At 37.2% G+C, this 12,286-nt stretch carries 14 protein-coding genes and 1 riboswitch; of the genes, 6 read left to right on the forward strand and 8 right to left on the reverse strand.

The window, feature by feature from the left end; all coding sequences use genetic code 11:
• The first annotated feature begins 65 nt into the window (after positions 1-65).
• Entirely contained in the window at positions 66-2,384 is a 2,319-nt protein-coding gene (gene helD, locus ACFQZ9_RS24090) for a HelD family protein (RefSeq protein ID WP_498945906.1), read from the forward strand.
• A gap of 37 nt (positions 2,385-2,421) precedes the next feature.
• On the opposite strand, the gene ACFQZ9_RS24095 is transcribed toward helD, so the two are convergent.
• Positions 2,422-2,565 (reverse strand): BA3454 family stress response protein, encoded by a 144-nt coding sequence (locus tag ACFQZ9_RS24095; protein WP_498945908.1) that lies wholly within the window; start codon positions 2,563-2,565, stop codon positions 2,422-2,424.
• A 142-nt stretch (positions 2,566-2,707) separates the two neighbouring features.
• Here ACFQZ9_RS24095 and ACFQZ9_RS24100 point away from each other — a divergent pair, with 142 nt between their 5' ends.
• On the forward strand, positions 2,708-3,181 hold the full coding sequence (locus tag ACFQZ9_RS24100) for a GNAT family N-acetyltransferase (protein WP_498945910.1): 474 nt from the start codon (positions 2,708-2,710) through the stop codon (positions 3,179-3,181).
• Between the two features lie 6 nt (positions 3,182-3,187).
• Here the strand turns inward: ACFQZ9_RS24100 and ACFQZ9_RS24105 are convergent, their stop codons facing one another.
• Positions 3,188-3,418, reverse strand: coding sequence for a hypothetical protein (locus tag ACFQZ9_RS24105; protein ID WP_498945912.1), 231 nt, complete (start codon positions 3,416-3,418; stop codon positions 3,188-3,190).
• A gap of 237 nt (positions 3,419-3,655) precedes the next feature.
• Between ACFQZ9_RS24105 and asnS the strand changes: the two genes are divergently transcribed.
• Entirely contained in the window at positions 3,656-5,047 is a 1,392-nt protein-coding gene (asnS, locus tag ACFQZ9_RS24110; RefSeq protein ID WP_498945913.1) for an asparagine--tRNA ligase, read from the forward strand.
• A gap of 64 nt (positions 5,048-5,111) precedes the next feature.
• Here asnS and ACFQZ9_RS24115 read toward each other — a convergent pair whose 3' ends face one another.
• On the reverse strand, positions 5,112-5,285 hold the full coding sequence (locus tag ACFQZ9_RS24115; RefSeq protein ID WP_498945914.1) for a hypothetical protein: 174 nt from the start codon (positions 5,283-5,285) through the stop codon (positions 5,112-5,114).
• A 167-nt stretch (positions 5,286-5,452) separates the two neighbouring features.
• Here ACFQZ9_RS24115 and ACFQZ9_RS24120 point away from each other — a divergent pair, with 167 nt between their 5' ends.
• On the forward strand, positions 5,453-5,671 hold the full coding sequence (locus ACFQZ9_RS24120; RefSeq protein ID WP_327834184.1) for a helix-turn-helix domain-containing protein: 219 nt from the start codon (positions 5,453-5,455) through the stop codon (positions 5,669-5,671).
• Positions 5,672-5,805: 134 nt separating this feature from the next.
• Here ACFQZ9_RS24120 and ACFQZ9_RS24125 read toward each other — a convergent pair whose 3' ends face one another.
• Positions 5,806-7,287, reverse strand: a complete 1,482-nt coding sequence (locus ACFQZ9_RS24125; RefSeq protein ID WP_498945916.1) for an amino acid permease — start codon at positions 7,285-7,287, stop codon at positions 5,806-5,808.
• A gap of 142 nt (positions 7,288-7,429) precedes the next feature.
• Positions 7,430-7,621, reverse strand: a riboswitch (Lysine riboswitch).
• A 324-nt stretch (positions 7,622-7,945) separates the two neighbouring features.
• Between ACFQZ9_RS24125 and ACFQZ9_RS24130 the strand changes: the two genes are divergently transcribed.
• A complete protein-coding gene (locus ACFQZ9_RS24130) occupies positions 7,946-8,761 on the forward strand; it encodes a YitT family protein (RefSeq protein WP_035425019.1) in 816 nt (271 codons plus the stop codon).
• 196 nt (positions 8,762-8,957) lie between these two features.
• On the opposite strand, the gene ACFQZ9_RS24135 is transcribed toward ACFQZ9_RS24130, so the two are convergent.
• The 3 genes from ACFQZ9_RS24135 to ACFQZ9_RS24145 form a co-directional block, all read right to left on the reverse strand.
• The gene (locus ACFQZ9_RS24135; protein WP_498945917.1) at positions 8,958-9,818 is read right to left on the reverse strand and encodes a DUF421 domain-containing protein; all 861 of its coding nucleotides are present in this window, start codon (positions 9,816-9,818) and stop codon (positions 8,958-8,960) included.
• A gap of 19 nt (positions 9,819-9,837) precedes the next feature.
• Complete coding sequence (locus tag ACFQZ9_RS24140) at positions 9,838-10,041, reverse strand: DUF1657 domain-containing protein (RefSeq protein WP_198308732.1); 204 nt, start codon at positions 10,039-10,041, stop codon at positions 9,838-9,840.
• 94 nt (positions 10,042-10,135) lie between these two features.
• On the reverse strand, positions 10,136-10,339 hold the full coding sequence (locus tag ACFQZ9_RS24145; protein WP_026576867.1) for a DUF1657 domain-containing protein: 204 nt from the start codon (positions 10,337-10,339) through the stop codon (positions 10,136-10,138).
• Positions 10,340-10,485: 146 nt separating this feature from the next.
• On the opposite strand from ACFQZ9_RS24145, the gene ACFQZ9_RS24150 reads away from it, so the two are divergent.
• Positions 10,486-10,827, forward strand: coding sequence for a YmaF family protein (locus ACFQZ9_RS24150; protein WP_498945918.1), 342 nt, complete (start codon positions 10,486-10,488; stop codon positions 10,825-10,827).
• Positions 10,828-10,873: 46 nt separating this feature from the next.
• Here ACFQZ9_RS24150 and ACFQZ9_RS24155 read toward each other — a convergent pair whose 3' ends face one another.
• Positions 10,874-12,130 (reverse strand): erythromycin esterase family protein, encoded by a 1,257-nt coding sequence (locus tag ACFQZ9_RS24155; RefSeq protein ID WP_498945919.1) that lies wholly within the window; start codon positions 12,128-12,130, stop codon positions 10,874-10,876.
• Positions 12,131-12,286: the final 156 nt, after the last annotated feature.

Here is a 12,286-nt window from a genome sequence, read left to right on the forward strand (position 1 = left end):
AACATTATCACATTTTTTGGTGATTGTCAAAAAAATAGGCCGAATTTTTTCTGGGGAGTGGTTCGATGAGCGATTTACAAAACTTAGACTGGCGAGCAGAACAGGATCGTGTTGATTTCGTTGTAAAGGAAATTGAAAAAAAGACGAAAAAATTCGAGCAAGGTGCCGGTAATGTCAGCTCCGATGTTCTCGAGTTACGAAAAACTTTCTGGGAAGATGTAACGGTCAATATGGATGAACCAGATGACGTTATTGAGACTGCCGCAAGTATTAAACAGCAGGCTGAATTACTTTCAGAACGGGAGCGGACACATAAACAGATTGATAAGCAGCTAAACACTTTAGCAAGATTAAAATATTCGCCCTACTTTGGTCGAATTGATTTTTGGGAGAACGGGGAAAAGTCCGCTGATCAAGTATATCTTGGAATTGCCTCACTCATGGATGAGAAGGATGAGAACTTTTTAATTTATGATTGGCGTGCCCCTATATCAAGTCTTTATTATGACTATCCTCCGGGTCCGGCTGAATATGAAACGCTTGAAGGAACCATTAAAGGGGAAATGAAATTAAAGCGTCAATTTATTATTCGGGCATCGGAAATTAAAGGAATGTTTGATACTGGGGTTACCATTGGTGATGAAATGCTTCAAGAAGTGCTTGGGAATAACGCCAGCACACAAATGAAAAGTATCGTCGCAACCATTCAAAGGGAACAAAATCAGATTATCCGCGATGAGCGAAGCAATCTCCTGATTGTTCAGGGAGTGGCAGGGAGTGGAAAAACATCTGCAGCCTTGCAAAGAGTTGCCTATTTGCTTTACCGTTACCGCGGAACATTGAAGTCGGAAAATATTATGCTGTTTTCCCCGAATCCCTTATTTAATAGTTATGTAGCCACTGTCCTTCCCGAATTAGGGGAAGAAAATATGCAGCAGGTTACCTTTCAGGAGTACTTGAACCACCGGCTTGGAAAAGAATTTGATGTTGAAGACCCCTTTTCTCAAATGGAATATTTGTTAAATGGGAAAGAAGGGCAGGAATATCTGGCAAGGGTTGAAGGTATTCGCTACAAGGCTAGTTTAGCTTTTAAAGATGTGATGGATTTATATGCTTTGAACTTGTCTAAACAAGGTTTAATTTTTCGGGATTTAACCTTCAGAGGAGAGGTGCTTTTTTCAAAAGAAACGATTCATGATTACTTTTATTCTTTGGATGCATCTTACTCGATTCCGAACCGAATGCAGTTGGTAAAGGAATGGTTATTAAGGGAATTAAAAAGAAGGGTGCGAAAGGAGCGCTCAAAGAGCTGGGTCGAAGAAGAAACACAATTTTTAGAAAAAGAAGATTACCTGGAAGTATATAAAAAATTGCAAGAAAAGAACCGGTTCACGCATAACAGCTTTGATGATTTTGACAGTGAGCAAAAGCTGCTTGCGGAAATGGTTGTAAAAGAAAAGTTTAAACCAATTTTTGCGAAGGTCAAAAGATTGAAATTTGTGGATATGCCAGCTATATACGAGCAGCTTTTTGAAGATCATACTGTGGGGGCTTTTCCTGGAGGTTGGCCTCAAATTTGTGCACAAACTCTTCAAAAATTAAAAAAGTTGGAGATTGCATATGAAGATGCCACCCCATTTGTTTATTTGCAGGATCTTATTGAGGGGCGTACTTCCAATACTTCGATTCGGCATATTTTTATTGATGAGGCACAGGACTATTCACCATTTCAATTTGCTTTCCTTCAAATGTTATTTCCCTATAGTAAAATGACCTTGTTAGGTGATTTTAATCAAGCAATTTTCTCTGGTGCAACCGGTTCTGATACGGTTTTGACCGACCTTGAAATAAGCAGTGATAAGGTTGAAAGGATTGTTTTGACAAAAACCTATCGTTCGACAAAAGAGATTGTTGGGTTTACTCGTGCTTTGATTGAAGGCGGGGAGCAAATTGAACCCTTTAACCGGACAGGGAAGAAACCGACGGTCCAGAAAGTTGAAAAGGATCAGATTGATGAATGGATCCTAAATAAAATTAAGGAAATGCAAGGTGAAGGGCATCGGACGATTGCGGTGATTTGTAGAACAGAAAAGGAAAGTAAGGCAGCCTATGAGGTATTAAAGGGTAAAATCCCTCTTCATTTAATTGAAAAAGGGACGATATCGTATGAGAAAGGGATTCTAGTTATCCCTTCTTATTTGGCAAAAGGAATTGAATTTGACGCTGTCATTCTTTACGATAGCTCACAGTATAAGGATGAACATGAACGAAAACTATTTTATACGGTTTGTACCAGGGCGATGCATGAACTGCATCTGTTTACAACGGATGGGATTAGTCCGTTAATGGAAAATGTACCACAAACTGCCTATATTTTTGACTAACAAAAAAAGCTGTATGACTCATACAGCTTCTTCTTTTTTATATATTTTTTCTTTCGTATTGTTTTTGCACTTGTTCATATGCTAAGCGGAAAATTTCTTCTTCAGATGTATTTCGGTTTGTAATCACATTCGTTAGATAGTTTTTTCCTTGGTAGGTTACCATTACATTTACTTGCAACATTAAAATCACCTTTCTTTATGCCATCAAAATCAAAACGATTCATTTTATGCCAATAATGAAATTTTATGACTTGAGATTTCGAAATGTTTTTGACAGATTTGTTATAATGTTTGTTAAAGTATATAGGTTCGGAGGCAGGATTATGTCGATGTATTTTGAAGAAATTACCCAGGATACACTTTATATTGCTCTAGAGATTCTCAACTCAAATCCAGAGTATAATCAGCTTGAAAACGGCAATGTCACTAGAACGATTGACGATATGGAAAAAGAATTTCTAAATCCACAATCAACTAGTGTGTTTATTAAATTAGATGACACCTATATCGGGATCATGGATTACTTGCTGGAAAATCCAAAAGATCAGACTCCTTGGTTAGGACTATTAATCATTCACAGAGATTATCAAGGATATGGCTTCGGTGTTCAGGCGTATGAACTGTATGAAAATGAAATGGTAGATCGAGGATTAAAATGTATCCGAATTGGTGTGATAAAAGATAATCACAAGGCACATTCTTTTTGGGAATCATTAGGATTTAATTATTTTAAAACAGCACTATGGAAAGAAAAAATTGAGATTTCATGTTATGAAAAGAAGTTAGAACAAAACTAGACGAGGCTATACTTCGAGAACCATAAATTCCTCTGCAAAATGCTGTACCTGCATTTTGTCTATTTTATTCTTCTTTAATAAAGATTCTGCAATGACAAGATAATGCTGAACCTGAGCATCTTTTTTTAATTCCCGCAGTGATACATCGCCATTCAGTAATTGGATGGCTTTTTCTTTGATGTCTTGACTGTTTGAAGATTCATAAAGAAGGAAAGCAATACATGTAACTTTATCCACAAGAACCACTCCTCATATCAAGAATCGAATTATCTATACTAATTCGACTATCATCTAAAAAACTCCTCCAAATTTCCAGAAAAATCGCAAAAAGTGGTAGAAGGTTGTTTTTTAGAGCGGTTTTTTTATATAATATTGAAGGGATAAAAGAAAAACTTTTTGTCGTGGATTTACCTTTCATCCCGCTTGGGGTGAGAGGTTTTTTACATATATAAATGCTTTAGGAGGTCTATTGTAATGAAAAATTCCTTAATTAAGGATTTGTACAGAAATACAGAAAATTATATCGATCAAAAAGTTCAATTATCGGGTTGGATTCGGACCATTCGTGATTCGAAGACCTTTGGCTTTATTGAAATAAATGATGGAAGCTTTTTTAAAGGGGTTCAAATTGTTTTTGACGAACAATTGGATAATTTTAAAGAAATCGCTAAGCTCCCAATCAGCTCATCGATTAAGGTTGTCGGTGATTTTATTCATACGCCACAAGCAAAACAGCCTTTTGAAATTAAAGCAATTGAAATTTCCATTGAAGGGACTTCGAATGTCGATTACCCACTGCAAAAGAAAAAGCACTCATTTGAGTATTTAAGGACGATTGCTCATTTACGGCCAAGAACAAATACATTTTCAGCAGTATTCCGTATACGCTCACTGGCATCTTATGCGATCCATCAATTTTTCCAAGAAAAAGGCTTCGTGTATGTTCATTCGCCAATTATTACAGGAAGTGACACGGAGGGGGCGGGTGAAATGTTCAGGATCACAACACTGGACATGGACAATCTCCCTAAAAATGATGAAGGAAAAGTCGATAATACGAAGGATTTCTTCGGTAAAGAAACGAATCTTACGGTTAGCGGTCAGTTATCCGGTGAAGCCTTTGCCTTGGCATTCCGAAATGTATATACCTTTGGTCCGACATTTAGAGCAGAGAACTCCAATACGGCAAGGCATGCAGCTGAATTCTGGATGATTGAACCAGAGGTTGCTTTTGCAGAGCTTCCAGACATTATGGATCTTGCAGAGGAAATGGTGAAATACGTGATTGGCTACGTTCTTGAGCAGGCACCTGAAGAAATGAATTTCTTTAACAGCTTTATTGAAAAGGGCTTGTTAGATCGACTTAAAAACGCCCATACTTCAGATTTTGGCCGTGTAACCTATACGGAGGCAATTGAACTTTTAGAAAAGTCCGGAGAGCAGTTTGCTTACCCTGTTGAGTGGGGATTAGACCTACAAACCGAGCATGAACGCTACCTATGCGAAAAAGTCTTCCAGAAGCCAGTATTTGTTACGGATTACCCGAAAGAAATCAAAGCTTTCTATATGAGATTAAACCAAGATGGCAAGACCGTTGCTGCAACTGACTTACTTGTGCCTGGTATCGGTGAACTGATTGGCGGCAGTCAGCGTGAGGAGCGCGAAGAGATTCTTGCCTCAAAAATCAAAGATCTCGGAATGAGCGAGGAAGATTATTGGTGGTATCTGGAGTTAAGAAAGTACGGCGGTACAAAACACTCAGGATATGGTCTAGGTTTCGAACGCTTAATCATGTACTTAACAGGCATGTCTAATATTAGAGATGTTATTCCATTCCCAAGAACAACAGGAAACGCAGATTTTTAATGAAAAACAAAAATAAAAAGAAGGCCGGAATGGTCTTCTTTTTTTGGATTTGAGTAGCGAGGAATTACGGACGGTGTAATTCCTCTTCGAAGAAAAATGTTGATGGATGCTCTTTAACAACATAAGAATATCTTTTCATGTTTTTTACGTATTGCCATTTCAAAATCGTAACCATCTCTTCCGTTCCTTTAATATATACAACCTCTCCACTATTATAGCGGTTATTTGAACTTCCCAAATTAACACCCCATTTAATATTCTATCTCCATTATACTATAGTATGAAAAAATACTCCTTGTTATAGAAGAGGAACTTTATTATTTTTTGGAAAAATATGACTCATCTATCTATTACCTTCCAATTTTGAAATAGTATGTTATACTAAATAAAAAGTGAGGTGTCATTTTGACGAATTATAAGGCGAAAAAGAGTAACCTCAAAGAATTATTATCAAAAAACAGTATGGATTTAGACAGTTTGGAAAGGAATACGAATATTCCTAAAAGTCAGCTCAATGATTATTTATCCAAGAGGGTAATGAATTTGAACAATGCCATGACTATTTCCAAAGAATTGAATTGCCAGATAGAAGATCTGTATGTTTGGTCATCAGAAGATGAATAATATTTGTTAAAACAGGCCCAAGGTTTTGAGTCTGTTTTTCTATTTTGAAAGAAAGAAAAGATATATCGTTGTTTGAAGAAGGTTCCCGTTGTTTTAAGGCATAAAAAATAGCACGCCGAGGCGTGCTATTTTAGTTAGTTATTTAAATCACATTTATCTAAAGGGATTAATTTCGTCTTCTTTGTAAATTTATATCCTAACCATAAGATGATAAATAATGGCAATCCGATATAGGAGACTAATACACCATTCCAATCGATATGGTCTCCGGTAAATGCGGAGTAGTTTTGGCCTAAAACGACGAATCCGCACACAACAAAGGCAAAGATCGGACCAAATGGGAAAAGCTTAGATTTATATGGAAGCTTGCTTAAGTCCCTGCCTTGTGCAACATAGGCTCTACGGAAGCGGTAATGGCAAATTGCAATTCCAAGCCAAGCGATGAACCCTGACATACCTGAAGCATTCAATAACCAAATATATACAGTTCCATCACCGAAGAGGGAAGCAAGAAATGCAAGAGTACCGACTAAAGTAGTAACGATTAAGGCATTAACAGGTACACCATTTTTATTTAATTTGCCAAGGAATTTTGGTGCTTTACCTTGACGAGCTAAATCCCAAAGCATACGAGTTGAGGCATACATCCCTGAATTTCCTGCTGATAATACCGCAGTTAAAATAACAGCATTCATGACAGATGCAGCAAAGGCAATCCCTGCTTTTTGGAATACAAGTGTAAACGGACTGACCGTTACATCGCTGTTTGCTAAGTTACCGTTCGTGTATGGAATCAATAAACCAATTACTAAAATAGCTAAAACATAGAATAATAGAATGCGCCAGAATACTTGACGAACAGCACGAGGAATTGCTTTTTCTGGATTGTCTGTTTCACCGGCTGCCACACCAAGAAGCTCCGTTCCTTGGAAAGAAAATCCTGCTGCCATAAAGATTCCAAGCATGGTCATGAAACCACCATGGAACGGGGCATCACCAACAGTGAAATTCTTCAAACCAATAACATGTCCGCCCATAATACCAAAGATCATTAATGTTCCAGTAATAATAAAGATGACAACTGTAACAACTTTAATTAAGGAGAACCAATATTCTGCTTCACCAAAGCCTTTAACAGAAATAAAGTTTAGTAGAAACATAATCGCTAAAAAAATGGCACTCCACAAAATAGATGGCGTGTGCGGAAACCAAAATTTCATGATCATTGTAACAGCTGCTAATTCTGCAGCAATCGTAATAGCCCAGTTATACCAATAGTTCCACCCAAGAGCAAATCCTAGTGAAGGGTCAACAAATTTGGTTGCATACGTACTAAAGCTTCCAGCAACCGGCATATAGGAGCCCATTTCGGCTAAGCTTGTCATTAAAAAGTAAACCATAATCCCAATGATTAGATAGGAAAGAATCGCACCACCAGGTCCGGCAGTAGCGATTGCGCCGCCGCTTGCAAGGAATAAACCTGTCCCGATTGTCCCCCCGAGTGAGATCATTGTAAGGTGACGGGCTTTTAAGCTGCGCTTTAATCCTGATTTTTCTTTGTTCGAGATTAGAACATCAGCACTTGAATTTTCTTTTGATACACGTGCAGTTTGCATATTATCTATACTCCTTTTCTTTGCTGTCTAGTTACAGCACCTAAAAAAAGGTGCTACAGCTCTTCTAATAGGAAGGAGTTTGGAATAAAAAATGCCACCGAAGTAGATTCAGGTGGCATATCAATACCCCGCATCATACCTTCCGAAAGATAGCTCAACACGATTGGCTGGTAGGGCTAATCATGACAGTTCTGTTCCTATTCGGAGACAGCCCCAGCATACTTTTTTAAGAGAAAAAAATACGCTTCGGCGGCTTTTCCTTTCAAACGGAGTTAACGATGTCTCTCGCATCTCGTCCGCATTACTAATAAAAACCGCGACCTCTACCTCATCGGTTTGATGAGGATTTAAATAATAAAGTTAATATATTAATAAAGTATAAATAATATTAAAGAATTGTCAATTGTTTTTCTTGAAGAATAATTTCCATCAAAATAAGGGAAAATATATCATTGAATAAATAGTACATATCCTACATAAAAATTCAATTTTATCAGGTTTTTTTCAATAATATTGGTAAAATATCCGAAAAGATTAATAAAAGAAAATTAATATTTATCTGATAATTGTATATTATTGTAAAAAACTATTAAATTTACTTGGGGACCGAGAATCGGTATGATATTTGAAAAGAATAGATAGTAGGAGGGACACTTTCTTGCAATATCTTGGAATAGTTTTCGGTTCTCTCATTGTTGCTTTTGGATTTAATCTTTTCTTAATTCCTCATCAAGTCTTAAGTGGAGGAATGAGCGGAATTTCCATGATTCTAGGGATGATAACCCCGTTAAATACGGGATTTGCAAACTTTCTTTTGAATCTTCCGTTATTAATTATTGGATATAAAATGCTCGGTAGAAGATTAATTATTAATTCAATCCTATCGGTAATCATTATTTCGATTGGTCTTTATATCATTCCTGTTCATGCCATTGCGCAAGATAAAATACTTTCTTCTATATTTGGAGGAGCTATTACGGGACTTGGGGTTGGGATGGTATTTCGCAGCTCTGGATCTACAGGCGGTTTTGATATCATTAGCATGATTCTAGCTAGAAAAATGGATTTTCCGATTGGTGCCCTTCTATCTGGAATGAACGGTGTAGTCATTATCATCAGTGGATTTTTATTCAATTGGGATTCTGCTCTTAATACATTGGTCTCCATTTTTGTTACCGGTAAAGTAGTCGATGCCATTTACACGGATCATGCCAAGCTCACCATTATGATTATTACTGAAAAAGGCGAAGAAATGCGGAAACATCTGCTATCTAATTTGTACAGAGGTTTAACCATAATGGATGGAGTAGGCGGTTACTCCAATAACAAAAGGAATATTTTAGTCACGGTTATTTCCAGGTATGAATTAAATGATGTTAAAAATCTCATCTCTGAGGTGGATACTTCAGCATTTGTTAATATTACCGAAACAATCGAAGTAATGGGACTGTTTCATCGACCCAGTCCAAATTAGTACACAAAAGGCTTGCTCCTAGTTTAAGGAGCAAGCCTTTTTAATTGCAAAAGAAAATGGGAATGATACATTACCAATGGGGGGCTTTAACAAAGAAGAATTTACGAAGAAGTTCAATGTACCGGATTCCGCGAAAAATGAAAATAAGTTCGTAAAGACGAAAAGATCCTTATCTATTGAATAAGGATCTTTCTTTTTAACCATTCAAATATGGTTCTAACTGATCCATTGCATTTTGTACAATCATCGCATTCTTCTGATACATTTCCTTTGAATTTTGACACTCTGTGGCTAGAGAAAATAGTTCTAGGTCAGCATGAGTCTTTTTCAGCATTGCCATAAGCAGAGGCCTTTGCTGCGGGGAAGGCACTTGTAATTTGTCATCATAAATATCAATGGTTAATTCCCCGTATGAGTCGACCTGTCCAATAAACACATTATCAAGTGTTACCCCGAGTTTTTCTAATTCTGTATTAAGCCAGCCACGGCTTTTCCCTGATGAACGCAATGCTTCATCTAAAATTTTCCCATCCATAATAACGGTTTGAGGCTCTTTTTCATTGGCTGTTTTCATTTGCAAATCTTTTGGGGTAAGAGGACGATTTTCTTTTTTCAATAAAGCACTCAAATTCCCTTTAGGTTCAAGAACAGCAAATTCAACATCAGCGATTTTAAAAATATCCTTCTGCCTAAGCAGGGCGGATAATTCATCAATCGTGTATTTTTCCTTCTTTAAATTTTCTTCTAAAACTCGTCCATCTTTAATTACTACAGCTCCTCTACCATCCATGACATCTCGGAATTTTTTGCTTTTTAATGAAAGGAAGTCTGCCATAAAAGTAACTAGGCCAAAAACGATGATGGCCAATGCTCCATGATATGCATTACTTTCAAGTCCAGTCACTACTTCACCGGCAATACTGCCAATAGTAATACCTGCAACATACTCAAAGAAGTTAAGTTCAGAAATTTGCTTTTTTCCAAGGAGTTTTGTGGTTAAAAATACTAGTAACAAGAAGATTAGTGATCGAGCAATAATTAAAACCCATCCAGGCATCTTTTCTCACCCCAATCCATTATCCTTTGTATTGCGGTTCTTGACGTTCAAGTTCATATACTCTTGTTTGAATGTCTTTTTTTACATGTTCAAATGTAAGGGCAGTCTCATGAAACACTCTTTTTGCATCCTCATCCAGTGAATTCAGAGCTAGAGCTGACAATTGTGCCTCAATATCCTTTATCGTTACAAGGGTTTGCTTTACGTTAGAAGCAACTGTCATGATTGATCTTCCTTTCCTGCAAGCTTTGGTATGTAATGGGATTACTTATTGAAATGAAAAATGGGTTGGCATAAACGCCAACCTATTTTGCTTATTATTGATTGTATTGGGGCTCTTCCGCCTGAATTTCCTGAAGGCGTGGCTCCAAACTATCTAAAACGGATTGTGTTTGCTGGGCAGCTTGTTGATATAGCTGTTTTGCATTTTGGTTATCAGTGGCTAATGCGAAGGTTTCAAAACTTGCTTGGGCACTTTTTAAGCTTGCTAAGGCTTGCTTTACTTGTGTTCCGACTGTCATCTAATAATCCCTCTTTCATTAATGAAATCAAATACAAAAATAGTATGCGAACTTACACATTAACCTATGTACATTTTTGTTTTCTTTTTTAAAAATTTCGCGCATATAGTTAAGCAGCAGGGATTTTCAAACATGGAGGGAAGAGTATGAGAGATAAAATAGGAAAAGATGATTTTGTACCAGGTTTTGTTCCCCATCATAACCATGGTTCTGTTGATTATACAGGTGTAAGTTCCAACCATGTCCACCAGTGCCTAGATGTAACATCGCCCCCAATTCAAACCCAGGATGGAAGTCATATTCATTATACGGAAGGGTATGTACTATTTGAGGATGGGCATACCCATTATTACAAGGCCTATTCAGGTCCAGCTATTCCTGTCGGCAATGGTATGCATGTTCATTATTATGATTTTCATACTACAGAAGAAAGTGGACATAGCCATCATGTAAAGGGCGTCGATCACCCCGCTCCAGGGTCAAAATAACGGAAACAAAAAGGTCTCTCTTCCGTAGAAGAGGGACCTTTAAGGTTTAAAAAATGATTTTTTCCAAAACAAGGGGATTCAAAGCTGTGGTTTGGTCTATAAATATGAACGCATCATAACGTTCACCCATTTGAGAAGGAACATAAATACCAAAATGCTCATATTCCGGCTGATAGACAACACCGATTGCACGATGACCAATGGTATTGTCGAATTCATGGCGATTTACATCTGTAAACAAAAGAAACTGATTAAATTCTCCACTCAAATGCATAAGATACTCCCAACTTCCATATTGAGCAGGAGGCACTTCCGTAATTTGAAAATTCAATCCCCATTCCCTCGAAGCAATGACAGTGCCGCTATAGGTACCAAATCCCACGATATAAACATCATTTTCGGAATGATTCTCCCGGAGCAATTGTCCAACATTGACCATTCCTTCGTCCTTCATGTCGGTTGCCCGAGCATCACCAACATGTGTGTTATGCTCCCAGATAATGATTTTTGCATCGTTACCATAAAAGTTGACGATTTTTTCCACTGCTTCAGCCATGTGACGATCCCGAATATTCCAAGACTCTGAATCACTTCGTACCATAATTCGATAATATTCTTCTGCATGGGCTGTAACCAGGGCGTTCACTTCCATGTTAAGGCTACCCTCAAAGTCATCCCGGTATTGCCATTTATTTTTTTGAATGGATGATAATAATTGGAGTGCTTCATTGGTGCAGTTTTCTGATAAATAACCAGCTGAAACAGCATAAGATTCATGATTACGATTATATGTTTCGAAACAGGAAAAAGCTCTTCTAGCTGTTTCAAGTTCTGGAGATTGTGTTTTTTCAAGGTAATGGATAATTTCATCCAAGCTTTCCCATAAACTGTAGACATCGATACCGTAAAAACCAATATTTTGATTACATTGTTGATTATAATCTTTTAACCATTCGATGAAACCGATTATTTCATGATTTGCCCACATCCAGGTTGGCCATCGTTCAAATGCCTCTAATACTTCTTTTACATTTTGTTTTGTTTGGCCGTATCCTTTTATATAGCGATTGATATTTTGACAAGCCGGCCAATCTCCTTCAACCGCAATCATAGAAAATCCTTTTTCCGTAATTAATTTTTTTGTTAATTCAGCACGAAGTGTATAAAATTCGGAAGTCCCATGTGATGACTCCCCTAAGAGCACATATTTTGCTTCCCCAATTTGCTGGATAAGTGGTTCTAAATCATTAATGGAAGAAAACCGTTTGGCATGTTTCTTAATTGATTCTTGCATTCCATCCATTCCTTTCATTTTAGACTAAATGAAGGTCTGGATTTAATGTTCCCTAGTCCATAAAAAAATGCTTCCCACTTTTCCATTGGGAAAAGAAGGGAAGTTTCTTGATAAGATCAGCAGTAACTTAATGTAAGAGTGAAATATTTTGTTGTTGACATACTA

The sequence above is a fragment of the Neobacillus sp. GCM10027624 genome (genome assembly GCF_042675345.1).
GTDB lineage: Bacteria > Bacillota > Bacilli > Bacillales > Cytobacillaceae > Neobacillus > Neobacillus cucumis_D.